Origin of the sequence: Microcoleus sp. PH2017_24_DOB_U_A (assembly GCF_020738205.1) — a bacterium.
Taxonomy (GTDB): Bacteria; Cyanobacteriota; Cyanobacteriia; order Cyanobacteriales; family Microcoleaceae; genus Microcoleus.
Window position 1 is genome coordinate 17095 of the sequence record NZ_JAEQCT010000047.1, and the last position, 23625, is coordinate 40719.

The 23625-nt window shown below is 45.0% G+C and carries 22 protein-coding genes, 1 tRNA gene and 1 pseudogene; 12 read left to right on the forward strand and 12 right to left on the reverse strand.

The genetic code is table 11. The features are described from left to right. Positions 1-79: 79 nt before the first annotated feature. Positions 80-994, reverse strand: coding sequence for a branched-chain amino acid transaminase (locus JGK07_RS14030; protein WP_293190013.1), 915 nt, complete (start codon positions 992-994; stop codon positions 80-82). A gap of 288 nt (positions 995-1282) precedes the next feature. Here JGK07_RS14030 and JGK07_RS14035 point away from each other — a divergent pair, with 288 nt between their 5' ends. Further along, positions 1283-1651: a Lin0512 family protein gene (locus JGK07_RS14035; protein ID WP_293177745.1), complete on the forward strand. Its 369-nt coding sequence runs from the start codon at positions 1283-1285 to the stop codon at positions 1649-1651. A 259-nt stretch (positions 1652-1910) separates the two neighbouring features. Here the strand turns inward: JGK07_RS14035 and JGK07_RS14040 are convergent, their stop codons facing one another. Both JGK07_RS14040 and JGK07_RS14045 read right to left on the reverse strand, forming a co-directional pair. Then, complete coding sequence (locus tag JGK07_RS14040) at positions 1911-2327, reverse strand: hypothetical protein (protein WP_293177742.1); 417 nt, start codon at positions 2325-2327, stop codon at positions 1911-1913. Positions 2328-2405: 78 nt separating this feature from the next. Beyond that, positions 2406-2708, reverse strand: a complete 303-nt coding sequence (locus JGK07_RS14045) for a hypothetical protein (protein WP_293177739.1) — start codon at positions 2706-2708, stop codon at positions 2406-2408. Positions 2709-2852: 144 nt separating this feature from the next. Here JGK07_RS14045 and JGK07_RS14050 point away from each other — a divergent pair, with 144 nt between their 5' ends. Further along, a complete protein-coding gene (locus JGK07_RS14050) occupies positions 2853-3317 on the forward strand; it encodes a YqhA family protein (protein ID WP_293177736.1) in 465 nt (154 codons plus the stop codon). A gap of 198 nt (positions 3318-3515) precedes the next feature. Beyond that, entirely contained in the window at positions 3516-3758 is a 243-nt protein-coding gene (locus JGK07_RS14055; RefSeq protein WP_293190017.1) for a ChaB family protein, read from the forward strand. Positions 3759-3779: 21 nt separating this feature from the next. Here the strand turns inward: JGK07_RS14055 and JGK07_RS14060 are convergent, their stop codons facing one another. Further along, the gene (locus JGK07_RS14060) at positions 3780-3947 is read right to left on the reverse strand and encodes a hypothetical protein (RefSeq protein ID WP_293190019.1); all 168 of its coding nucleotides are present in this window, start codon (positions 3945-3947) and stop codon (positions 3780-3782) included. Positions 3948-4233: 286 nt separating this feature from the next. On the opposite strand from JGK07_RS14060, the gene JGK07_RS14065 reads away from it, so the two are divergent. Continuing rightward, positions 4234-4953, forward strand: a complete 720-nt coding sequence (locus JGK07_RS14065) for a methyltransferase (RefSeq protein WP_293177730.1) — start codon at positions 4234-4236, stop codon at positions 4951-4953. A 123-nt stretch (positions 4954-5076) separates the two neighbouring features. On the opposite strand, the gene JGK07_RS14070 is transcribed toward JGK07_RS14065, so the two are convergent. Continuing rightward, on the reverse strand, positions 5077-6177 hold the full coding sequence (locus JGK07_RS14070; RefSeq protein WP_293224867.1) for an iron-containing redox enzyme family protein: 1101 nt from the start codon (positions 6175-6177) through the stop codon (positions 5077-5079). 309 nt (positions 6178-6486) lie between these two features. Here JGK07_RS14070 and JGK07_RS14075 point away from each other — a divergent pair, with 309 nt between their 5' ends. From JGK07_RS14075 to JGK07_RS14095, 5 genes are all read left to right on the forward strand, one after another. Then, positions 6487-7047 carry a Uma2 family endonuclease gene (locus JGK07_RS14075; protein ID WP_293177724.1) on the forward strand — a complete coding sequence of 187 codons (561 nt, stop codon included), beginning with the start codon at positions 6487-6489 and terminating at the stop codon, positions 7045-7047. Between the two features lie 333 nt (positions 7048-7380). Continuing rightward, on the forward strand, positions 7381-8439 hold the full coding sequence (locus JGK07_RS14080; RefSeq protein WP_293177721.1) for a TrkA family potassium uptake protein: 1059 nt from the start codon (positions 7381-7383) through the stop codon (positions 8437-8439). Positions 8440-8909: 470 nt separating this feature from the next. Further along, positions 8910-12194, forward strand: a complete 3285-nt coding sequence (locus tag JGK07_RS14085) for a BPTD_3080 family restriction endonuclease (protein WP_293224863.1) — start codon at positions 8910-8912, stop codon at positions 12192-12194. Beyond that, positions 12178-12585 carry a DUF5615 family PIN-like protein gene (locus tag JGK07_RS14090; protein WP_293177715.1) on the forward strand — a complete coding sequence of 136 codons (408 nt, stop codon included), beginning with the start codon at positions 12178-12180 and terminating at the stop codon, positions 12583-12585. The genes JGK07_RS14085 and JGK07_RS14090 overlap by 17 nt, the downstream gene beginning before the upstream one ends. After that, complete coding sequence (locus JGK07_RS14095) at positions 12578-15379, forward strand: site-specific DNA-methyltransferase (RefSeq protein ID WP_293224861.1); 2802 nt, start codon at positions 12578-12580, stop codon at positions 15377-15379. The genes JGK07_RS14090 and JGK07_RS14095 overlap by 8 nt, the downstream gene beginning before the upstream one ends. 26 nt (positions 15380-15405) lie before the next feature. Here JGK07_RS14095 and JGK07_RS14100 read toward each other — a convergent pair. Together JGK07_RS14100 and pyk are read right to left on the reverse strand one after the other, a co-directional pair. Further along, a tRNA-Thr gene (locus JGK07_RS14100) sits at positions 15406-15477 on the reverse strand. A 92-nt stretch (positions 15478-15569) separates the two neighbouring features. Next, positions 15570-17357, reverse strand: a complete 1788-nt coding sequence (pyk, locus tag JGK07_RS14105; protein WP_293224859.1) for a pyruvate kinase — start codon at positions 17355-17357, stop codon at positions 15570-15572. Between the two features lie 428 nt (positions 17358-17785). On the opposite strand from pyk, the gene crtR reads away from it, so the two are divergent. Both crtR and JGK07_RS14115 read left to right on the forward strand, forming a co-directional pair. Then, the gene (gene crtR / locus JGK07_RS14110) at positions 17786-18676 is read left to right on the forward strand and encodes a beta-carotene hydroxylase (protein ID WP_293177805.1); all 891 of its coding nucleotides are present in this window, start codon (positions 17786-17788) and stop codon (positions 18674-18676) included. Positions 18677-18809: 133 nt separating this feature from the next. Next, entirely contained in the window at positions 18810-19385 is a 576-nt protein-coding gene (locus JGK07_RS14115; protein ID WP_293219123.1) for a Uma2 family endonuclease, read from the forward strand. Positions 19386-19728: 343 nt separating this feature from the next. Here the strand turns inward: JGK07_RS14115 and aroH are convergent, their stop codons facing one another. The 3 genes and pseudogenes from aroH to JGK07_RS33195 all read right to left on the reverse strand — a co-directional run. Beyond that, on the reverse strand, positions 19729-20136 hold the full coding sequence (gene aroH, locus JGK07_RS14120) for a chorismate mutase (RefSeq protein WP_366934289.1): 408 nt from the start codon (positions 20134-20136) through the stop codon (positions 19729-19731). Positions 20137-20363: 227 nt separating this feature from the next. Continuing rightward, on the reverse strand, positions 20364-21182 hold the full coding sequence (gene sppA / locus JGK07_RS14125; protein WP_293177588.1) for a signal peptide peptidase SppA: 819 nt from the start codon (positions 21180-21182) through the stop codon (positions 20364-20366). Positions 21183-21643: 461 nt separating this feature from the next. Beyond that, positions 21644-21703, reverse strand: a pseudogene (locus tag JGK07_RS33195) (hypothetical protein); the annotation flags it as partial. 76 nt (positions 21704-21779) lie between these two features. On the opposite strand from JGK07_RS33195, the gene JGK07_RS14130 reads away from it, so the two are divergent. Next, positions 21780-22850, forward strand: a complete 1071-nt coding sequence (locus JGK07_RS14130; protein WP_293177802.1) for a DMT family transporter — start codon at positions 21780-21782, stop codon at positions 22848-22850. Here JGK07_RS14130 and JGK07_RS14135 read toward each other — a convergent pair. Next, a complete protein-coding gene (locus tag JGK07_RS14135) occupies positions 22847-23296 on the reverse strand; it encodes a PIN domain-containing protein (protein ID WP_293201069.1) in 450 nt (149 codons plus the stop codon). The two genes, JGK07_RS14130 and JGK07_RS14135, sit on opposite strands and share 4 nt — an antisense overlap. Continuing rightward, positions 23263-23553 (reverse strand): hypothetical protein, encoded by a 291-nt coding sequence (locus tag JGK07_RS14140; protein WP_293177582.1) that lies wholly within the window; start codon positions 23551-23553, stop codon positions 23263-23265. The genes JGK07_RS14135 and JGK07_RS14140 overlap by 34 nt, the downstream gene beginning before the upstream one ends. Positions 23554-23625: the final 72 nt, after the last annotated feature.

Consider the following 23625-nt stretch of genomic DNA (forward strand, 5'->3'; position numbering starts at 1 on the left):
GAGATCGAGGGGGTATTTAACCGGATTTGGTATTTAACCAAATCCGGTTAATTTACTTCATGGATCCTTGAGTATCGCGTTAATTCAGACTAATCGCAAATACCCACTCTTTGTACTTGCTATCGCGATTTTCGATAATCCCCGTCAGTTTGTCCAAAATCTTTTCGGTGATGGGTCTGTTTTTAGGCAATTGATAGTTTTCTACTCGGTTAATTGGCGTAATTTTGGCGGCGGTTCCGCACAGAAAAATCTCGTCTGCAATCAACAGTTCTGATTTGTCAACTGGTCTTTCTGTGACTTCAATTCCTAAGTCTCGGGCGATGGTGATTACGCTGTCTCTGGTGATTCCTTCGAGAATATCTTGCTCGAAACCGGGAGTAACTAATTTGCCGTTTCTGGCGACAAATATGTTCATCCCAGAGGCTTCGCTGACTTTTCCTTGGGTGTTCATCATAATCGCTTCGTCGAAGCCGGATTCTACTGCTTCTGTTTTAGCTAGGGCTGAGGTGATGTAGGCGCCGCTAATTTTTCCTCTTAAGGGTAAGCTGCGGTCTTCTTGACGGTACCAAGAGCTAATTCTACAGTTGACTCCTTCTTTGGGTAAGTAGTCGGAAAGTTCTAATCCGTAAACAAAGAAGTCTGTGTCTACGTTGTGGAGTCTGGGAGCTATTCCTAAACTTGATGTGTAGATAAATGGACGGATGTAAAATGATTTTGTTGGCTGATTTTTTTTAACAAAATCAGTGATTACTTGTTGGATTTTGTCCGGGGGAATATCGCAGTGGAGGAAGCTGGCACTTTGACTTAATCTTTGACAGTGGCGGTCTAATCTAAATAGTAAGATGCGATCGCCATTTTGGGGGTCGGGAATTCCTCGCAACCCGCCTAAAACTCCGGTTCCGTAGTGCAGGGCGTGGGTGGCGATGGAGATTTTGGCGTCGGTAAATGGGAGAAATTGGTTTTGAAAGTAGGCGATGGGGAGAAAACTATCCATGATTCAAGCTGGCGATGAGTTGGGCAGTCCGCGAGGAATGGTGATTTTGGTTATATTACCATAAGTTATGCGATTTTAAATTTGGGATTTGGGATTTGGGATTTGGGATTGACTGATGAACTATGAGTTTTGAGATGGTCTGCTGTTGGATTGTTTTTTTTGAACTGGGATGATTGTTGTGTTGCGATCGTGATTTATAAAATAATATAAATTGCGGTCGGTTTGGTTGATAATTGTTTTGAGAAAGAGTGCGCTCGACTGCGAGCAAAAATCAAGGAAGGAGTAACTGTGGCACGTAAATGTTTCATCATTGAAATGGGGATGGGTATCGACCAGCACGGGCAGGAACCGACTGTCGCGGCGGCTAGGGCTGTACGAAATGCGATCGCCAATAATGCTCTGCTAGGCGTCTGGGAAGTGGCGGGTTTGACTGACCCCAATCAGATGATTGTTGAGGTAAAGGTGGCTGTTCCTTACCCGGAACAAGTGCGGCCGGATGATGTGTTGGCGGTGCTGCCTTTTGGTAGCAAAACTCTGATTGTGGAGCAAGGGGGCATGATTGTGCCAGGAAGGGCGATCGCCTCTCTGAATGATAAAAATGATGAAATGTTAATCGCTGTGGCGGCTGTGACTGTTTTTGTGGACAATCAGCAGTAACTAATAGTGTGTTGTTTGAATAAATCGGCGGGCGCGCAAGTGCGATCGCCCGTCGGTGAGAAAATTATTAATTTAGCCTAAGTTTAACAGCAGCAAAAATAGAGTCCGATCGCGTGAAAGTGCGATCGGACTCTAGCTAATTATTGCGGCTGAAGGACTGGATTATTAGACCTCTTGCAAAAATAGTTAGGACGGGCTAGAAGCCCATCCCACAAAAATCTTTTTTCTTGTGGGATGGGCTTCTAGCCCGTCCCAAAATTTAGTTGCTGGGGCTATTGCGAGTGTTGCTAGGGCCGCCGGCATCGTTATTGTTGCTGGGGACAGTAGAGTCGAAAGGACGGCCGCCCGGATTGGTATTGTTGTTCGGATCGCTCACAGGAGCTTCCGAAGAACGATCGGGATTGTTATTGTTGCTGGGGCTATTTGTAGAGTCCGAAGGACTGCCCCCCAAATCGTTAGTGTAGTTCGGATTAGTCGAGTCAAAAGGACGGCCGCCGGGATTGGTATTGTTGTTGGCGTCGATCGCAATCAAGCCCGCAGAATTAGAATTGTTCGAGTCGTTAGTCTGGCGGTTCAATTCTGCGAATCCGGGCACGGCGAGCAAGGAACTAACGCCGGCAATTCCGGCAACAGTAACCAATTTTACGAACAAATTTTGGCGATTTGGTGAAGTCATGAATTTCTAAGCCTCTATGTTTTCAAGTTTTCAATAGTACGCGCGTGCGAATCTATCCCGAGCGTGAATCGCCCGAAACTACCGACGAACCGACGCTGCATCGTCTTTTTTGCGAAACAAGTTGAGCAAACCTAACGCGCCCAAGGCACCCAGCCAGCCCAGATTGTTGGGGCGATCGCGCCGATCGCTCAAAACTCCAGAATTAGTCTCAGTCGGCGCCGAAGTTGTACCGCTGGTACCGGTTGTACCTGTCGTACCGCTAGTACCCGTGCCTGCACCGCCTCCCGACTGGGCAGAAGCAGGCACTGCTAAGGAAACCGTTGCTAAACCTAAAGTACAAGCCCCTGCTAAAACAACTTTCAACAATTTAGAAGATTTCATGGTTATGCTTGCTTTTGCCTTGTAGAGTCCTGCGATCGCTTTTGATTGCAAAACCTTATGGTCAAATTGACAACGGAACGTACAACTCTTTTCATATTCGCTACGGGATAATGAAGGTAAGAGAGCAAATTTAGTCCCGTTCCCTTGATTGTTTTTCCAATTGAAACTTACCCCACAGACTCAATAGTTTCTAAGCTATTACCTTTGGTCTACGGCGCGCTGGAAACAGTCGCTACCATCGGCCACATTCTAACTACAGGAGCGGTTTCCAGCGAAAACTCCAAACAACTGATTCTGTCCTTGATCGAAGTTGTAGATTTGTTTCTGTTAGCCACAGTATTTTACATTACTGCCCTCGGACTTTACGAGCTGTTCATTGACGAGCGCATAAAAGTACCCCACTGGCTGGAAATTCACAGCATCGAGGATCTCAAAACCAAGCTCACCAGCGTGATCGTCGTTGTATTGAGCGTATTGTTTCTCGCTGAGGTAGTTAGGTGGAAGGGCGATCCGAACATCCTTCCCTTGGGAGGGAGTATCGGTTTAGTAATCGCTTCGCTGACGTATTTTCTAAGTTCGCAGGTGAAAAAGCCGAAGTCAGATTTATAGCTGTGCGATCGGGTAAATTACCCAAATTCCGTGCCACCAGCAACGGCAAGCAAGTTCCTTTTTCTGAAACTAATAAATTTAAGATTACATCGGTCTTCGGACTGAGATAAATGCTGTCTTAAATTTGCTTTTAGAGAGAGGAAGGTAGTTGTTTATTCTATATAAAATAGCATTTATGTTAAAAAAAAGGAGACCATTATGCCAGAACAACAATTTGACACATTACCTTCAGAAGCACAAGAACTACCCCAAGGGGCGCAGAATATTTTTAAAGCGGCTTTTAAGAGCGCTAGCGAAGATGGAATGAGCCAAGATGCTGCTACTCGCGTTGCTTGGAACAGCGTAAAATCAGAGTATGTTCAAGGTGACGGTGGCACGTGGCATCACAAGGGCGACGATACTAACCAAACTCGCAAATCTGTACAGTCTGGTGGTAATTAGTCATTAGTCATCAGTCATGACTCAGAAGTGCGAGCGTCCCCGCTCGCGAACGTTATCAGTTCTATCGTGTCCGCTAAAATAACCTCGATCGGGTTTGAGCGTTGGGACTTGAGTCATCTCTCGTCTGATGAGGAATGAATTCCCAACGATCGAACCAATATGATTGAGGTTCGATCGTTGGGAATTCATTCCGCATTTTCCGAGGAATTAAGTCCGCATTTTCCGAGTAATGAATTCCTCACTACCAACCAAGCAGTGTATTGATAAGTTATAGCCTTTCTCAAAAAGGTGAGGTATGACTGACAGGTTATATAACCACTGAAACCAAGAGGGCCCAAGCCCAACAACGTCCGCGAATCTTTCTGAGAAAATAGCAAGAGAGAGATTTAAAAAGTTTATAAATAGCTCTTGCGACAGATGGCTTCACAATTATTTATTAGATAACTTTAAAAAAGTAAACTTTGTTACAGAATTTATGCTCACTTCATCCCATCCTCTAAAACAGGTATTTCATTGCCCTGAAGAATCTGATTTTTACTCGCACTGCTTGGAAAGTTTAGTGTTAGATACCGCTGACAATTCTCGACTTATAGTAGAATTTGGTTCCGGAGAGGGAAGTCCAGTTATTAAGTCTTTGGTCAGAACTAATTTTGACGGAAAAATACAAGGATTTGAGTTAAATAAGGTTGCGTCGAAAATTGCTGAGTCTCAAATTAAGCAATATCAACTGAGCGAACAATACACTGTCCAAAATTGCTCTTTTTTTGATTCGCCTTTATATCAGTCGGCGAATTGTATAATTTCAAATCCGCCTTACTTGCCGGCGGCGGATGACAAGCTCTATCAGCCGCTGTTGCACGGCGGGACTGATGGTTCTACAATTGCTAAAAAACTTTTATCTTTGGGCTGCGACAAAGTTTTGCTGATGGTTTCGAGCTATTCTAATCCTGTGGGTTTGATCGATGATGCCTTGGATCGAGGCTACTCGGTGGCGAATTTTGAGATTGCACCTCTAACTTTTGGCTATTACAGTTCGGAACCGAAGGTGAAAAGCGCGATCGCCAATCTGCAAAAACAGGGCATGGCTTTTTATTCGGAAAATATCTATCTGCTGGCGGGAGTTTTGTTTCAGAAGCAGCAAAAGTCGCCCAGAGATTTGTCGATCGAGCTAATTCAGTTAATGACAGCCTTGTAAAATACAGCACGGATCGATCGTTCGTTGTTTTATCGGTGGGGGCGGGTTGATTAGATTGTGGGTTGAGTGGCAATTATTGTCTGTGAACCCGCCCCCACCCAACGGCAAATCCCCATCTACGTGTCAATTGTGTTCTGCTGCTTGGATCGATCGCACTACAGCCAACGCAGCCCGATCGCCGATCGACTTCTCCTGATCGTAGCCCAACACCAATTCCCACCCATCCTGCGGGTATTTGTCAACCAGCGGGATCGCCACCTCATCAAGCATCCAGCGCCCGTGACGCTCATCTTCTCGGATGTGGAGTTCCCAATAACCCATCGCAGCCTGGGACAACCCCAGGCGCTGCGCGGCGCCTAGATAATTGCGGTAAGCGACGGGCCCAGCCACCTCAAAATAAGTGAGTCCGCCGTTGTAGCGCAGAAAGTGGCGCTTGCGTTCGGTAAGCAGGAAGTTGTGGTTGATGCTGGCGAGCACTTCCCAAGGTACTAAATCGAAATACGCCTCCGGTTCCGTGCTCATCCCGAATTCTGCCATCATTTGGGCAAAATAGGTCGAGTGCTTGCGGGGTAAGCGACCGCCGCCGTATTCTTCGATCAGCACCCGCGTCAGGGTTGACTGAATTTCGTTGCCTGCCCCGCCGAGGATCCGGGAAAGACGGCTGGCTTCCACTAAACCGTCGAAGGAGGCGATCGCCAGCAGGTGTCTGTATCCCCCTTCAGTCATCTGTTCTCGCAGGTAGCGATCGATCTCAGACAGCGGAGGATCGACATCGACGGCTGCACGATCGCGCAGGGCTTGCTTGACATTCTCGATGTTTTGCACGGCTGCAACGTCGATTTGGGCGAATTCCCACTGCTGCCAAGGTTGTTCGATGCGATCGCGCACAGAACGCAAATAGTGCGATCGTTCGTTGTTGTAGCGGCGCAAGTCGTCGTACCAAAACAAGTTGAGGCGGTTGATGCGGTACAGTACGCGCTGCAAGAAACGGTGCGCGGCCTCATCGCCCTCCGGTTGCTGATATGCCGATCGCAGCGCCACGGCGATCGCGCTTTCAAAATCGCTAACAAGTAACGGTTTTGCAGCCACCGTCTTGTCTAAATCATCCACTAGCAGCAAATTGACAAATTGGCGATCGGCTGCTTCGTAATTTGGAAGTGCGGGTTGCTTTTTAGGAAGACTCGGCGAGTCAATTTTGGGGAGTAAATCTGCGGTATTTTGCATGGAATCAAGTTATGTTAACTCAGATTATTGTGCTGCCTGCCAAAACAGCCAACCGTTGCAGATTGCTGAGGATTCTGGCTGCTTATTTTCAAGATACCGAATCATTCAGCCGGACACACCTTTCTATTGATAGATATTTGTGAGTTTCCCTTCTTCTCTCCTCTTCTTTCCTCTTCTTTCGTGTCCTTCGCGCCTTCGCGGTTCGTCAAAAACAAATCCCACCAAAGTTATAATTTTTTATAACCCCTGTTAATATAGCTATGTTTCGATCGACTATAATCTAAGAACTAATTAGAGGAACGGTAAGTTATGGCTGTGCAGTTGCTCAAAAGACTTTTCACAGTAGAAGAATACCATCAAATGGGTAAAGCTGGGATTCTTTCGGAGGGCGATCGCCTAGAATTGATAGAAGGAGAACTTGTTGAAATGGCCGCTATTGGAACTCGTCATGCTTCCTCTGTGAGGCGCTTAGCCAGACTGTGCAGCCAAATTCCCGAAAATTTGGCTACTTTTGACGTGCAGAACCCCGTTCAGTTGAGCGATCGCACTGAGCCGCAACCTGATATAGTATTGCTGCAACCTCGCGCCGATTACTATTCAACCGCCCACCCCCTCCCATCGGAAGTTTTACTATTAATAGAAGTAGCTGACACTTCCATAGACTATGACAGAGATGTGAAACTTCCTATTTATGCCCGATCGCAAATTCAGGAAGTCTGGATAGTCAATTTACAGGAAAACTGCTTGGAAGTTTACCGCCAGCCGACTGTTAACGGTTACAGTTTAATGCTGAGGTTTTGGCGGGGCGATCGAGTGTCGCCGCTGGCTTTTCCCGAATTTGTAGTTAGTGTGGATTTGGCGATCGGCTAAATCAGGATTATACCATTTTAGATTTGAGATTTGAGATTTGGGAATGACTTAGTGGATATGGGTTTTAAGTTTGCTTGCAGTTGCATTATTTTTTGAATTCAGGATTATTTGCATTCTAGGCGAGCGCGAAAATACTCCTCATACAAATTGCAGATCGCACTGCAATAATTGCCGCTCGCCAATTCCAGCAATCGCCACCTCTGCGACGGGATTGAAAGTCGCTCGGACAGTCGATTTTAGATTTTAGATTTGCTCCTATGAATCGGGTTTTTGCGTAAGTCTTGATATGCTTAAATTTGGTAGCAGGTAATAAATAATAGGTCAGGGCGATCGGTGTATTCAACTCTAGAGCAAAAGTACCAGCGCCTGCAAAAACAGTTAACGGGCGGCATCATCGCCCTTGGCGGCATTTTCTGCACGGGTACTCTTTGGTATTGGCTGGTGGAAAAATGGCCTTTGCTCGATGCCGCTTACATGACTGTATTTACTTTAGCAACTGTCGGCTACGGTGAAATTCACCCCCTCGGAAGACGCGGGCGAATGTTTACCATGTGCCTGATTTTGATGGGCGTGATGGTGATTGGTTATATCGTCAACCGCTTTACAGAAGCGCTGATTCAAGGATATTTTCAAGAAGGAGCAAGAATTAGGCAGCAGCGGCGTTTGGTGGATTCTTTGATCGAACATTACATTCTTTGCGGTTTCGGGCGCACGGGGCGACAGATTGCCTTGGAATTTGAGGCAGAAAATATTCCTTTTGTGGTGGTAGATTCGGCGCTACAGTCGGTGCAGGCTGCTTTGGCGTTGGGGTACACGGCGGTGCAGGGAGACGCGACACTCGATGAAATTTTGTTGAATGTGGGGATCGATCGCGCAATTTGCATAGTAGCAGCTTTGCCGTCGGATGCTGAGAATTTGTACACTGTGCTGTCGGCGAAAACTCTGAATCCGAAGGTACGGGCGATCGCCCGCGCCACCACAGAAGAAGCCGTAAAGAAGTTGCAGCGGGGCGGCGCCGATGCCGTTGTATCCCCCTACATTACGGGCGGCAAACGGATGGCAGCGGCTGCTTTGCGCCCTCAGGTGATGGATTTTTTAGACGGCGTATTGACGGGTACGGATAGTTCTTTTTATATGGAAGAATTTCTGGTAGATCCGAATAGTTGTGTCTACGTCGGAGAAACTTTGAGAAATGCCAAATTGCGATCGCAATCCGGGGCATTAGTGTTAGCAATTCGACGGGCTGGCGGCACTTTGATTGTCGGGCCAACTGGAGAAACTGCGATCGAAGGAGGAGATATGCTAATTTGTTTGGGCACCGCCGAACAATTGCGCGCCCTCAATCAAATCCTCAGCCCCCTAAGTTTTCGCATCCCCCGCCCTCCGAACTAAATTGAAGGACTAAAGTCCTCACTACAAACGGGTTTGTCGTCAAAAATGCCAGTCCTCTTTTGGGGCGGTTTCGGCGGGCGAAGGAGTTAACGCCGACGATCCTTGGGGAAGTTGGTGGGGTTGGGAGGTGCGATCGCTTTGGCAGATTTCACCTACGCAGGTTGGGAATGTCCCAATTGTGGGCCCAGGTTTAAGATTTCTGCTTTGTGGGTGCATGGCTGGTGTCAGCACTGTTTTATGAGGTTTGGGCAGATGAGCAATTTCCAGAAGTCCATCATTTTAGATAATATTTTATGTAGATATATAAATATAAGTAACTTATTTTCAGTTAAAATATAGATAAAAGGATGATTTATGATGGTAGTCTATTTGGAGGGAATTTGCTCTGACCTTGGGACAATTGGTTAGGGAATAAGGAATTCTCTATCATTGGCGATCGCTATGTCCATATAACAAGTATCAGGAAATAGATGAATCAAGTTGTCATTGAAAATCCTATTATTAACTCTGCCTTCTTGGAACCCAAGTACCACTTTCGCTTTGACGATGATGGTATTACCGATGAAATTCTCGAAGAGCGTCGCATCAGCCATTATTTTATCCCGATCGCCCAACCGAAGAAAAAAAGCAAGCAGTTTCAACAACTAGAGCTAAATCTAGGTGAATGGACACAAGACAGAGTAGCAGAAAACAAGTTTATTAACCAAATTCGCGATCGCGTTAGCCTGTGGAGACGTGGCGGCTATCTCTACGTTACCCCTACCACTAAAAAATTGTTGGCATATTGGACTAACCCCGATCGCGAACGTAAATTATATTTTTGCCAAATAGAAGCTTTAGAGACAGTTATCTATATCACCGAAGTTGCAAAAAAGTGCGGCGATAACTGGATTGAGAATCAACTCCGACAATTCAATGAAGATGCGAACCCGCTGCTGTTCCGCATGGCCTGTAAAATGGCGACAGGAAGCGGTAAAACAGTAGTCATGTCAATGCTGATGGCGTGGCATACTCTTAATAAAGCCGCCAACCCTCAGAACAATAAATTTAGCGATGCTTTCTTAGTAGTAGCACCAGGAATTACCGTGCGCGATCGCCTGCGGGTACTCCAACCTAATGATGCTGAAAATTACTACAAAAAACTTGACCTAGTACCACCAGATTTAATCCCAGAATTAGAAAAAGCTAAAATTGTTATTACTAACTATCATGCCTTTAAACTGCGAGAACTTAATTCAGCAGCTCGGTTAACTAAAGATATTCTCGCCCAAGGACAAAAAAGTGCTTTCACTGAAACCCCAGACCAAATGGTAAGGCGAGTTTGCAAAGGTTTAGGAAACAAGAAAAACATTATCGTGATTAATGATGAAGCTCACCACTGTTACCGTCGTCGCGTTGGTGATGACGATGCCAAGCTCAAAGGTGATGACCGCAAAGAAGCAGAAAAACGCAACGATCAGGCACAACTTTGGATTTCTGGCATTGAAGCTATAAAGTCAAAAATTGGGGTCAAAGTAGTTTATGACTTGTCAGCTACACCGTTCTTTTTAAAAGGTTCTGGCTATCAAGAAGGCAATCTATTTCCTTGGGTAGTTTCTGACTTTTCCTTGATTGATGCGATCGAATCAGGCATTGTCAAAATTCCCCGCGTCCCCGTATCTGACGACAATATGAAAGGCGAATTGCCTGCTTATCGCAGTATTTGGCCCTTAATTCGCGATCAACTCCCCAAGAAAGGACGCAGTACCCAAGATGAAAGTAAATCATCACCCGAACCAAAACTTCCTAAAGAGTTAGAGGGAGCCTTAGAAAGTCTCTATAGTAACTACAAAAAAGCTTTTGAATTATGGGAACAGGACACAGAAGCTACTGACAGAGGACAAACACCGCCTGTATTTATCGTTGTTTGTAATAATACCAATGTCTCTAAATTAGTTTATGACTATATTGCTGGCTGGGATACTGGCAAAAAATATCCTGATGGTAGACCTGTTTTAGCTCCCGGTAAACTACCATTATTTAGTAACGTCCAAAACGAAAACTGGACAGCTAGACCTAACACGATTCTGGTAGACAGCGAACAACTAGAATCAGGCGAGGCGATGAGTGCTGAATTCAAAAAAATTACAGCACAGGAGATTGAAGAATTTAAAGCCGAATATCGACAAAGATATCCAGGTAAAGATCCCGAAAAAATCACACCAGAAGAGTTACTGCGCGAAGTATTAAATACCGTTGGTAAACCCGGAAAACTGGGGGAACACATTCGCTGTGTAGTCTCTGTTTCTATGTTGACTGAAGGATGGGATGCTAGTACCGTCACCCACATTTTAGGGTTAAGAGCTTTTGGCACTCAGTTGTTGTGCGAACAAGTTGTTGGACGGGGACTGCGACGGATTAACTATGCAGTGAATAAAGAGGGAATGTATGAACCCGAATATGCCGAAGTTTACGGTATTCCCTTTGCTTTTATCCCCTGCGCCGGTTCTAATAAAACACCCAAGCGGGGAACACTCCCTACCCGTGTTCGAGCTTTAGCAGAACGAAATGAATCTGAAATTACTTTCCCTCGATTGACGGGTTATCGCTACGACATTAGCAGGGGCAAATTAACAGCTAATTTTACAGATGTTTGTCAATATGTTATTTCTACGGCTGATTTGCCTACTCTTACAGTCAATGCTCCCATTGTTGGTCAATCCAGTATTCATACATTGGATCAATTGAAATCCCACAGAGAACAGGAAGTCGCTTTTTTGTTGGCAAAACTAACCTTAGAAAAGTATTTTCGATGGGATGGGAATCAGAAACCAGAAAAAACTACAATACATTTTTTTGATGCAGATGTACAAGCTTGGTTGTTTCCCCAAGTTTTGCAAATAACTAAACAGTGGCTCAAAGAATGTGTCCGTTACAAAGACAATACCTATCCTCAGTTGTTAATGCTGACTGAATTTGCCCACGATGCGACAGACAAGATTTATCATGCCATTGTGGAAGGAGAGTTGCGAAAATCTTTAAAGCCAATTCTCCGCCCCTATGATACTTTTGGTTCGACTCGCTATGTAGACTTTGACACCGCCCGTGCGGTTTATACGACTAACCCTCATAAATGTCATGTTTCCCATGTGGTACTCGATAGTAATTGGGAATCAAAGATGGTGCAATCCTTAGAACAAATGAATGAGGTTATCTCCTATGTAAAAAATCACAATTTAGGCTTTACTATTCCCTATACTCTCAATGGGGAACAGAGAAATTATTTGCCTGATTTTATTGTGCGAATTAATGATGGGCAAAAAGAACTACTGAATTTAATTTTGGAAGTATCGGGGGAAGCGAGAAAGGACAAAGCCGCTAAGGTGGCGACTGCTAGAACTCTTTGGATACCAGCAGTAAAAAATCACGGGGGATTAGGGCGTTGGGATTTCTTAGAAATATCCGATCCTTGGAATGCCGAAAAATCTATTCGGATGTATTTGTCTAAGCAGACAGCACAAACGGATACGAATATTAGTACAATTCAAAAAACCGCTGGTGTCTGTGGAGGTAATGCTAGGATACGCAATACACGCATTCCTGTCTGGACAATTATTTCTTTTTACAAACTGGGGGCATCTGATGAGGAAATACTGAGGAATTATCCGGGGTTAACTCCCGCAGATTTAAGATTAGCTTCGTCATACTACGAACAGCATCAAACAGAAATCGATCGAGTAATTGCTGCCCAGGATGACGATGATGAAGATAGCTAGGCTTTACTCTAACGAAAATTTCCCCCTAGATATCGTCAACAAACTTCGTTATCTCGGACATGATGTGTTGACATCCTATGACGCAAAACAGGCTAATCAAGGAATTCCCGATGATGATGTTCTCAAGTTTGCCCATCAACAAGAGCGGGCTGTGATTACGCTCAATAGGCAGGATTTTATTGAACTACACAAGCTTGTCAAAGAACACAGTGGAATTATCCTCTGTAAAGAATGTCAAGGAGATTTTGATTATGAACAACAAGCCTTAAAAATTCATGAATTGATTTTAGATTTCAGTGAATTGAAGTCTCGATTGTTTCGAGTACAAAAGCAGAATGTCAAAGGCTGTAAAATTCAAACATTTATCTATAAGGAAATAACTAATGCCTAGGAAAAAGAATGACAAATCTACACCTATTGATAGTGTGAAACATCAGGATAAACGGGCTAATATTCCTACTGAAGAGTTGCGTGATTTTATGGCTGACGACGAGAAAAAACCTCAAAAAGTTCTCTATCCCCGCGATCCATCTTTAGATCCGCAGTTGGTGTGGCAGGGGAAAGACGAACAGGACAGTCAGGATTTAGAGGTTCCGGCTGTACCGATTTATATTCAGGAGAAAATACACCCCCATGCAATTATTGAGGATTTCAAGAAGCAGGTTAAAAAGGAACAGCCAGCGGAACAATTAAGTCTATTTAGTGATTTTAATGGTTTAGAATTTGACCAATTAATTGACTTTTATCAGCATAAGGATGGGGTGAAGTGGGCTAACCGGATGATTCTGGGTGATTCGCTGTTGGTGATGAATTCCTTGGCGGAGAAGGAGGGATTAAAGGGTAAAGTGCAGATGATTTATCTTGACCCGCCGTATGGGATTAAGTTTGGTTCTAATTGGCAGGTTTCGACTCGGAAGCGAGATGTTAAAGATGGGAAGGCTGAAGAAGTAACAAGGCAACCGGAACAGGTGAAAGCGTTTCGGGATACTTGGGAGTTAGGGATTCATTCTTATTTGAGTTATTTACGCGATCGGTTGGTTGTAGCGAGGGAGTTATTGACGGAAACTGGTAGTATTTTTGTGCAGATTGGGGATGACAATGTGCATTTGGTTCGGTGTTTGATGGATGAGGTTTTTGGGAGCGAAAACTTTATTAGTCAAATTTCTGCTACTACTAAAGTTTCTCTAGGCAGTAAATACATCGCTGGGGTTCAAGATTATATTATTTGGTACTCCAAAAACAAAGAAAGTGTTAAATATAGACAGCTCTATGAAGAAAAAAATTTAGTAAGCAATTCTGAATTTACTCTAGCACAGGATATTGATGGTAATCATCAGAGATTAACAACTGAAGACAAGCAGGAAAAAAGTCATATTAGCGATAACTTAAAAATTTTTCAACGCATCGATTTACTTGCGACTGGTTGGGGAGCTAGTACAAATTTTCCTATTGATTATCAAGGCGAAAAATTTTATCCATTAAGGGGCAAAAGCTGGAAAACGCATTTGCCAGGAATACAAAGATTAAAATTAGCTAACCGAATAATTAAACTAGGTGGATATCTTAGATATAAATCTTTTTTTGATGATTACCCTGTTAGCCAAATTACAAATGTTTGGGCAAAAACGGCTGGTGGTTTCTCGGAAAGCAAAGTTTATGTAGTTCAAACAAATCCCAAAATAATTGAAAACTGTCTTTTAATGACTACAGATCCCGGTGATTTAGTATTAGATCCAACCTGCGGATCTGGAACCACAGCGTATGTTGCCGAACAATGGGGAAGACGTTGGATTACCATCGACACAAGCCGTGTTGCCTTAGCACTAGCTAGAACTCGCCTCATGTCTGCTAAATATCCCTACTACCTACTAACAGACTCCCCTGAAGGCATCCAAAAAGAAGCCGAAATCACTAAACAACTGCCATCAACACAACCTAAGACAGACAACGCAATCAAAAAAGGCTTTGTTTATAAGCGCGTTCCTCATGTTACATTGGGATCAATCGCCAATAATCCAGAAATTGATACTATCCATGCCAAATGGCATTTACAACTAGAACCAGTTCGCACTCAATTAAACCAGTTGCTCAAAAAATCCTGGGAAGAATGGGAAATTCCCAGAGAATCCGATGCAAAATGGTCAGATGAAGCTAAAGAATTAATAGCTAAATGGTGGCAACTCAGGCAACAACGGCAGAAAGAAATCGATGAATCTATTGCCCGTAATGCGGATACGGAACTACTCTATGACCAACCTTATGAAAACAATAAACGCATTCGGATAACTGGCCCGTTTACTGTCGAAAGTCTTTCACCTCACCGCATTCTTTCTACTGATGAAGCATACCCAGCCTCAGAACAGGAAGGCGTTACCCAAGCATCAGATCAATTTGAAGTCAGAATCATTGACAACCTGAAAAGGGCAGGAATCCAAAATACTTTAAAAAATCAACGCCTCAAGTTTGAAAATTTAGAGTATTTAGAATCTCATGCGGGTACTTACATTCATGCTGTAGGCGAGTACGCAGAAAGCGATGAAACCATCAAGCGGGTAGCAGTCCACATCGGGCCAGAATACGGCACTGTCAGCGTTGATGATATCAAAGAAGCTGCCAAAGAAGCTGTTAAAGGCTTGGGGAATGATGTATTAATTGTCTGCGGTTTTGCCTTTGAACCTAATGTTAATGAAGAAGCAAAACGTTATGGCAAATTGCAAGTTTTAATCACTCGCATGAATCCTGATTTGTTACTGGGTGATGAACTGCTCAAGAAAACAGGGGCTGGTAATTTATTTATGGTATTTGGCGAACCAGATATTGAGTTAAAACGCCAAAATGGTCAGCTAGTAGTCACCTTAAAAGGTTTAGATATTTACGATCCCACTACCGGGGAGATTCGCAGCAGTTCGCCTGATGATATTGCTTGTTGGTTTATTGACACTGACTACAATGAGGAAAGCTTTTTTGTGCGTCATGCCTATTTTACAGGTGCTAACCAACCTTATGAAAAATTAAAGCGGGCGCTGAAAGCAGAAATTGATGAAGATGCTTGGAGTCAGATGTATTCTACTACTAGCCGTCCTTTTGATTCTCCCAAAGGCAAGAATGGTAAATCGGGAAAGATTGCGGTTAAGGTGATTAACCACTACGGGGATGAAGTGTTAAAAGTGTATGAAAGTCTTTAGAACTTTTGACACTTCACAAAACCTAAAGCCGATGGCGGGATTTGAACCCGCGACCGATCGATTACGAATCGATTACTCTACCACTGAGCTACATCGGCAAGACGATTATGAATTATAGCACAAATTCAACAAAAAAGCAATGAGCTGTAGAATTTCATGAAAAACTCCACAACCCAAAACTCAGAACTTGTTAAACCGCAAGTTCTCCGTCATTTGAGCCGCCGCGGGCACCGGAATAAACCAAGCCACGCTGCATATCCAGCGTCAGCATCGTGCCGTCCCGAATTACCCGCATGGCATTCTCCACACCCACCATCACCGGCACGCCCAAACGCAAACCGATAATCGCGGCGTGAGAAGTCAAACTTTCCTCCTCAGTTACCACACCAGCGGCTTTGCGAATCATCTCCACAAACTCGGCGCTGGTGCGTTCTACTACTAAAATGTCTCCTGCGTGGAAATTGGCTACATCCGCAGCAGTGCGAGCAACTCTGGCCATGCCGCTCACAGATCCTAAACCGACACCGGTGCCTTTGCCTAAAACGGCTGTGACTACCTCAATTTTGATCAAATCCGTCGAGCCGGCAACCCCTTGCTGAGTACCGGCTGTCATCACTACTAAATCTCCGTCGCACAGGAACTCTTTTTCTTGGGCGACATTAATGGCAGATTGAAATGTCTGGCCTGTTGAGGGCAAATCCAGCACCAGTAATGGTTTGACTCCCCATACTAATTGCAGTTGTCGGGCTACGTCTACGTGGGGAGTAACGGCCAAAATCGGTGTTTTGGGTCGGAATTTCGAGACGTTGCGGGCTGTGGCTCCGGTTTTGGTCAGCGTCATGATGGCCGCTGCGTTTAACTGTTCGGAGATTTGGCTGACTGCTTGGCTGATGCCGTTGGTGATCGATCGACCGACATCTTCTACATTTCTAATATTGCGCTTAATTCCTTCCCTCTCCATCCGCACCGCAATTCTCGCCATCGTCGCCACCGCTTCGACGGCAAATTTGCCCACAGCCGTTTCATTGGAAAGCATCACCGCATCTGTTCCGTCGATAATGGCGTTGGCTACGTCGGAAATCTCGGCGCGGGTGGGACGGGGATTGTTCACCATGCTGTCGAGCATCTGGGTAGCGGTAATCACCGGAATCCCCATGCGGTTGGAAGTTGCAATCAAGCGCTTTTGCAAAATCGGCACGTCTTCGGCGGGCAGTTCCACGCCCAAATCGCCCCGGGCGACCATCACGCCGTTGCAAAGGGCGAGAATTTGTTCCATTTGTTCGATCGCCTCGTGCTTTTCGATCTTAGCAATCACCGGTACTTGCTTGCCCGCACTGGCAATCAGCTCTTTAATTTCCAGCATATCCTGGGGATTGCGGACGAAGCTCAGAGCCACCCAATCGACACCTTGGTCTAGGCCGAACATTAAATCTTTGCGGTCTTTATCGGTCAGCGCCTTAATTGACAGGTAAACTCCCGGAAAATTCACGCCTTTGTTGTTGGAAAGCGGCCCGCCCACGACCACGCGACAGTACAGTTCCCCCGCGCCGCGGTCTACTTTTTCCACCCGCATTTCCACTTTTCCGTCATCCAGCAGAATCATTGCTCCCTCTGGAACTTCCGAAGCTAGAGGTTCGTAGGTGACGGAGGAAATGAGCTCTGTGCCGACTACCGGGCGGCTGGTCAAAATGAAAGGATCGCCGTTTTTGACAACTATAGAGCCTGTTTCAAAGCGCCCTAAACGAATTTTCGGGCCTTGAAGGTCTTGGAGGATGGCGACCGGCTGGTTGAGTTCAAAGGATGTTTGTCGGATTAAGCGAATGCTGCGCTGGTGGTCGTCTTCTGTTCCGTGGGAAAAGTTGAGTCGCAAAGTTGTCGCACCAGCTTCTATGAGGTTCCGCAGCACTTCTGGGTCGGATGTTGCTGGGCCAATGGTGGCGACAATTTTAGTTCGGCGTAGGGCTTTTGGCGGTTGCATGAATTGAGATGGGGTGGCTGGAGGATTTCTTGTTTAAATTTCGGCTAACGTTTCATCTTTCAGTACAAGCAATGACGCTAGTCTCAAGTCTTAAAAATTTTGATAGCGGTCAACACCGCAGGCATTGACCACTATATAGAATATCTGACTTTTTACCGATCGGTAATTTTTTCTTGGCGATCGGCTTTTTGGGAAATTATTTCCCCTCCCAGGCTTGACATAAATACAGATATACCCATTTATTAGAATTGGGCTGCTATGCTATGCGGCTATCTATCATTGGATATCCTTGCATAACAGCAATATTTGGCTTCTTGTCCAGAGGCTAGTGTCTGGCGATCGGACTCTGTTTTTTCACGAAACTTTACTATTGGCAGACTTGTATCTTATACTACGCAAGTGTGAAATATTAAGGAGTGTTAACAAAAATGTCGGAGGCAGGACGGCCGCTGACAGTGCCGAAAGAGTTTCTGAGTCCTCCGGGTGACTTGAATCCGACGCTGCTGTTGTTTTTGAGTGCATTAGCGATTATCGCGATTTCCTTTGTGGGTTACTGGTACGGGGACTGGCCGGATTGGTGTTGTTTTTCGCTGAACGTGCTGGCGTTGCACATGGCTGGAACGGTGATTCACGATGCGTCTCACAACGCGGCGCACCGCGATCGTACAATTAACGCTATTTTGGGACACGGTAGCGCGCTGATGTTGGGCTTTGCTTTCCCGGTATTTACGCGGGTACATATGCAGCATCACGCCCACGTTAACGACCCAGATAACGATCCAGACCATTATGTTTCTACGGGTGGGCCTCTGTGGCTAATTGCTGCGAGGTTTTTTTACCACGAGATTTTCTTCTTTAAGCGCAAACTGTGGCGGAAATACGAACTTTGGGAATGGTTTTTCAGCCGTTTGTTTGTGATCGGAGTGGTTTATCTCTCAATTCAATACGACCATTTAGGCTATGTGCTGAACTTTTGGTTTTCTCCTGCTTTGGTAGTGGGGTTAGCCTTGGGCTTATTTTTTGATTATTTGCCACACCGTCCGTTTCACGAGCGCGATCGCTGGAAAAATGCCAGAGTATATCCTAGTCCAATTCTGAATATTTTAATTTTGGGACAGAACTATCATTTGATCCATCACTTGTGGCCTTCAATTCCTTGGTACAATTACAAGCCAGCTTATGAAGCTGTGAAGCCGCTGTTAGATGAAAAGGGTTCTCCTCAAAGTCTGGGAATATTGGAAGGTAAAAAGGACTTTTGGAGTTTTATATATGACATCTTTTTAGGGATTAGGCTGCATCACAAGAAAGCCACTGATTGACAAAAAATCCGGTTTCTTCGAGAAGCCGGTTTTTTTATGTTTTTTATCTAAGCCAATCCCAACCGAAAAAGGTAAGCTAAAATAAATTTATCTGCTGGAGAAGCCTATTTCAATTCAGCAGATCCTAACTGCCATGACCCAAATTACTCTCGACCTCAACCCAATTATCAAACTTACCGAAGAACAGTTTTATTTACTCTGTCAAGAAAACCCAGATTTAAAACTAGAAAGGAACCCTAATGGAGAATTAATCGTGATGCCGCCGACAGGAGGAGAAACCGGAAAACGTAACGTCAAACTGATTGTACAACTGGCAATCTGGAACGAGCAAACTCAACTCGGCGAAGTTTTCGACTCATCGACAGGGTTTACTCTACCAAACAAAGCCGATCGATCTCCCGATGTCTCTTGGGTCGAAAAATCTCGCTGGGAGGCTTTGACTGCACAACAAAGAGAAAAATTCATCCCGCTGTGTCCCGATTTTGTGATTGAAATTCTTTCACCAAGCGATAGCCTGAAAAAAACTCAAGACAAAATGCAAGAGTATATCGACAATGGCTGTCGTCTGGGTTTGTTAATTAACCGCAAAAAGCAACAAGTGGAAATTTATCGCCCCGATCGAGAAGTTGAGGTATTGCAAGAACCTCAAACTGTTCCGGTAGATGTGTTGCCGGGATTTACCTTGAATTTACGGCAAATCTGGGATTAACAACAGACTGTTGCAATCCATAACAATTGCAGCTAATAGCTCAACTTCATCAATACTTAATCAGGACTATACCTGTACATTATGTGTTTTTCAGTTGGCTCGTAAACAATTGTGTTTTTCTGATTTATCAAAGGCTTAGTGTGTTTGATTTGCGCGTCAACAATTATTAAGGGAATTAGACCGGGATCGAAAGCCGGACAAGTTCCGTCTGCTCGAAAATGTTGGCAGTAGTTACATCCTTTGTAATCACTCATTTTGTTATTACATCTTTTCATTCCTCAGTTAAAAATCAACCCACCATGGCTGGTGGGTTTACTCTTGAATCAATCAAAAAGTGATTTTCTTATTTTTCCGCAGCAACTGCAACGGCTAAATTCCAATCGGGCCGCAAATTTTGAGCTCCGCGCAAATAAGGATGATAAATTTCGGTGTGTGCGGGCCAATTGATGTGAATTAAAAAGCGGATGCAGCGTTCTAATGAACCCTTAACGTACATTTGCTGCACGTCCAACAAAGGAACATTGCACCACCGAGGGCGTTCGCGGGCGATCGCAGCCGGAAAGACAGCATCCAAATCGCGGGTAACAGAAAACGTAACACTAATTATTAATTCCGGATCTAAATTATTTCTTGTTTCTAATTCATCTAACAGTTCTCTCACCGCTTCTCGAATTGCTTCTACCGAATTATCGCTGGCAGTTGTTGCCCCGCGAATCGCCCGCACTTGCCAATCCACGCAAATATTCTCCATTTTTTATCAGTTGTCAGTTGCTAGTTGTCAATGGTTATTGGTTATTTGTTACTTGTTATTTGTTACTTGTTATTTGTTATTTGCGTTGCCATGAGCGGAGTCGAAGGGTTACTTGTTATTTGTTGGTTTGTCAATAACCAACAACCAACAACCAACAACCAACAACCAACAACCAATAACCAATAACCAATAACCAATAACCAATAACCAATGACTAATTTATTTAATCACGGGCGATACAGCCACAGCGGCAAACCGCTAGTAGACAGCTCGAATTCCAGCAAATTCTTGTAAGCCCAAAGCCCGGATGTATCCAGACTACTCCCCAAAACGCGATTTAGGAAAGGTTTTTGTTTTTCTAGCGTGCAGCATTCGGTTTTTTCCGGGTCGAGGCCTGCGAGTTCGGCAGTCCAGCGGCGAGCGTCCTCTTCGGTTCCGAGTCGATCGACCAAACCCAATTCTAAGGCTTGCTGGCCGGTAAAAACGCGACCGTCGGCAAAAGTTTTGACGTTTTCAACGGGGAGTTTCCGGGCTTCGGCGACGGTTTCCACGAATTGCTGGTAGCTGCTGTCGATCAAGTCTTGCAGAATTTGCTGTTCGGGCTCGGTCAATTGTCGATCGAATGCCAAGATATCTTTATAGGGCCCGGATTTAATCACTTGAAAAGAAACGCCGACTTTTTCTAGCAGCCCTTCTAGATTGTTACCCCGGATAATCACGCCGATGCTGCCGGTAATTGTACCGGGATTAGCAACGATATGTTGAGCTCCCATGCCGATGTAAACTCCGCCAGAAGCTGAAATATTGCCAAAACTAGCGACAATTTTGATTTTTTCGCCCAAACGCTTGAGGGCGCTGTAAATTTCTTGGGAATCGCCGACAGTGCCCCCGGGGCTGTCTATCCGCAGCAGCAAGGCGGGAAATTTGCGCTCTTCAACGGTTTTGAGCGCTTCTAGAACTCGTTTGCGGGTTTCTCCGGCGATCGCTCCGGTGACTTCGATGCGGGCGATTTGTTTGCGGTAGCGGGGCTTGAATGGCCAAATCATGGGCAGTTTCGGGCAATGTGAAATTTTGTATCTCACTTCTAGTGTGCCTTATTCATTGGGTTAGATGTTGTGCTTGTGTTCGCAACAGGCAAGATGCCTGTTCCACAACCAATTTCACTGATTTTGGAACTGCAACAGGCAAGATGCCTGTTCCACAAACAATTTCACTGATTTTGGAATGCAACAGGCAAGATGCCTGTTCCACAACACATTTCACTGATTTTGGAACTGCAACAGGCAAGATGCCTGTTCCACAACACATTTCACTGATTTTGGAACTGCAACAGGCAAAATGCCTGTTCCACAACCATTGCAGAAATTGTGGAACTGCAACAGGCAAGATGCCTGTTCTACAACCAATTTCACAAATTGTCGAACCGCAACAGGCAAGATGCCTGTTCCACAACCATTGCAGAAATTGTGGAACTGCAACAGGCAAGATGCCTGTTCTACAACCAATTTCACAAATTGTGGAACGGGCATCTTGCCCGTTCGATCGCACTTAACCCACCTTCGATATATAATTGTAATAATTGCTTAACAAATCTACATCATTCCCGAGAGCGCCACTCTCATCAATTATTTGGAGCCTCCGCCATGCAGCTAAAACTTACCGATTCCAAACTGCCCTTTGCCCCGCTGTTACTCATTGCGCCGTTTTTCCTGTGGGGAACCGCGATGGTAGCGATGAAAGGGGTGATGCCACACACGACACCGCTGTTTGTGGCTGTCGTGCGTTTATTACCTGCGGGCGTGTTGGTGTTGCTGGCGGCGGCTTTGATGGGAAAAAAGCAGCCGCAGGGTTGGAAAGCTTGGCTTTGGATTTCGCTGTTTGCATTAGTTGACGGCACTTTGTTTCAAGGCTTTTTAGCCGAAGGTTTGGCGAGAACCGGTGCGGGTTTGGGTTCTGTAATGATAGATTCTCAACCACTAGCCGTGGCGATTTTGTGTTTGTGGCTGTTTCAAGAAAAAATTGGTTTTTGGGGCTGGTTGGGCTTAGTAATTGGCGTTATCGGTATCAGTTTGATTGGATTGCCGGATGGCTTTATTTTGGGGCTGTTTCATCCTGAAACCGTGCAGGTTTCTGCGGGTATCGAAAGTGTGTTTCAGGGCGGGGAATGGTTGATGCTGTTGGCGGCTTTGTCAATGGCTGTGGGTACGGTTTTGGTGCGCTGGGTTTGCCGTTATGTCGATCCGGTGGTGGCGACGGGCTGGCACATGATTTTAGGCGGTTTGCCGTTGTTGGCGCTTTCGGCGGCTACTGAGTCTGAGCAGTTTGTGAATATCGATTTGTCGGGTTGGATGGCTTTAGGGTATTCTACTGTGTTCGGAAGTGCGATCGCCTACGGTTTATTCTTTTACTTTGCTTCAAGCGGCAGTTTGACGAGTTTAAGTTCTCTAACGTTTCTGACTCCGATTTTTGCTTTGCTGTTCGGGAATTTGTTGTTGGGCGAAGTATTGAATCCGCTGCAATCGATGGGAGTCGGGCTGACTTTGGTAAGTATTTATTTGATTAATCAGCGGGATACTTTGGCTGAGAAATTGGGGAAAGGCCGGAATGGTGCAGCGAATTCTGAGGAGGAAGTGCAGTTATTAGAGTCGTCGGAGTTGAATGCAGTTGAATTTCCCGTGCAAGTGCGGGCTACAGAATTGGAGCCGGAGGTTTAGACAGAATTGGTTAACTCTTCAATTAACTGATTGGGAGTGACAATTCGAGGAGTTGTCACCGGAAAATCTCGCGGGTTGCGGGTGACAATGGCATCAATTTGATTGACTACGGCAGTGCTATACTGAATCGCATCTTCAAAATCCTTGAAGTTGGAAATTAATGCCATTGAAATAGCAGAGCTATCCACAGTCGCCACTTGACAAAATGTGGCTATATATTTCAAAAACTCAAGCGTTGAATCTCGACCTTTAACTTTACGTATGATGTAGTAAATATCGCCAAAAGTAGAGGCTGAAATATAACCTTCTACTTGTGCCTGTTCAACAAAGGACAAAACTTGTTCGCTTTCACCAAAAAATTGCTGTCGTTCAAGGGCGATATCTAAGATGATATTGGTATCTAGCAAGATTTTCATAGCTTGTGTTTCTCCTTCAAAGCTTCCCATCTAGCTTCCTCTGCATCGAAGTCAGGCGGGACAGGCTGAGTATTCTCAAACCAGGCTTGCAAAGCCTTGATTTTAGTTTTCACTTTTCTTTTAAGGTTAGCTTCTTCTGACTGGATTACTAGCTGTGGGGAACTGACAACCGCATCAGCCACCGGCCAAACGATGATTTCCACATCTCCGGCTGGCATATCCAGGGATTCCAAAACTACCAAATTCCCAGCCTCATCTATTTTACCTCTAAGTTTGTATGCTTGCATACTAATCTCCTAAGCTTTGTCTCTATTATAGGACATAAAAATTCGGTAAGTCCCTTTGTAATCAATCCAAAC

Excerpts from the sequence above, each read along its gene's own strand:
- JGK07_RS14065 (WP_293177730.1), top strand. The coding sequence starts at position 4,234 with ATGCTCACTTCATCCCATCCTCTAAAACAGGTATTTCATTGCCCTGAA.
- JGK07_RS14055 (WP_293190017.1), top strand. The coding sequence starts at position 3,516 with ATGCCAGAACAACAATTTGACACATTACCTTCAGAAGCACAAGAACTA.
- JGK07_RS14030 (WP_293190013.1), bottom strand. The coding sequence starts at position 994 with ATGGATAGTTTTCTCCCCATCGCCTACTTTCAAAACCAATTTCTCCCA.
- JGK07_RS14070 (WP_293224867.1), bottom strand. The coding sequence starts at position 6,177 with ATGCAAAATACCGCAGATTTACTCCCCAAAATTGACTCGCCGAGTCTT.
- JGK07_RS14095 (WP_293224861.1), top strand. The coding sequence starts at position 12,578 with ATGCCTAGGAAAAAGAATGACAAATCTACACCTATTGATAGTGTGAAA.
- JGK07_RS14140 (WP_293177582.1), bottom strand. The coding sequence starts at position 23,553 with ATGCAAGCATACAAACTTAGAGGTAAAATAGATGAGGCTGGGAATTTG.
- JGK07_RS14045 (WP_293177739.1), bottom strand. The coding sequence starts at position 2,708 with ATGAAATCTTCTAAATTGTTGAAAGTTGTTTTAGCAGGGGCTTGTACT.
- aroH (WP_366934289.1), bottom strand. The coding sequence starts at position 20,136 with ATGGAGAATATTTGCGTGGATTGGCAAGTGCGGGCGATTCGCGGGGCA.
- JGK07_RS14075 (WP_293177724.1), top strand. The coding sequence starts at position 6,487 with ATGGCTGTGCAGTTGCTCAAAAGACTTTTCACAGTAGAAGAATACCAT.
- sppA (WP_293177588.1), bottom strand. The coding sequence starts at position 21,182 with ATGATTTGGCCATTCAAGCCCCGCTACCGCAAACAAATCGCCCGCATC.
- JGK07_RS14135 (WP_293201069.1), bottom strand. The coding sequence starts at position 23,296 with ATGGGAAGCTTTGAAGGAGAAACACAAGCTATGAAAATCTTGCTAGAT.
- JGK07_RS14090 (WP_293177715.1), top strand. The coding sequence starts at position 12,178 with ATGATGAAGATAGCTAGGCTTTACTCTAACGAAAATTTCCCCCTAGAT.
- JGK07_RS14115 (WP_293219123.1), top strand. The coding sequence starts at position 18,810 with ATGACCCAAATTACTCTCGACCTCAACCCAATTATCAAACTTACCGAA.
- JGK07_RS14040 (WP_293177742.1), bottom strand. The coding sequence starts at position 2,327 with ATGACTTCACCAAATCGCCAAAATTTGTTCGTAAAATTGGTTACTGTT.
- pyk (WP_293224859.1), bottom strand. The coding sequence starts at position 17,357 with ATGCAACCGCCAAAAGCCCTACGCCGAACTAAAATTGTCGCCACCATT.
- JGK07_RS14060 (WP_293190019.1), bottom strand. The coding sequence starts at position 3,947 with ATGAATTCCCAACGATCGAACCTCAATCATATTGGTTCGATCGTTGGG.
- JGK07_RS14085 (WP_293224863.1), top strand. The coding sequence starts at position 8,910 with ATGAATCAAGTTGTCATTGAAAATCCTATTATTAACTCTGCCTTCTTG.
- JGK07_RS14130 (WP_293177802.1), top strand. The coding sequence starts at position 21,780 with ATGCAGCTAAAACTTACCGATTCCAAACTGCCCTTTGCCCCGCTGTTA.
- crtR (WP_293177805.1), top strand. The coding sequence starts at position 17,786 with ATGTCGGAGGCAGGACGGCCGCTGACAGTGCCGAAAGAGTTTCTGAGT.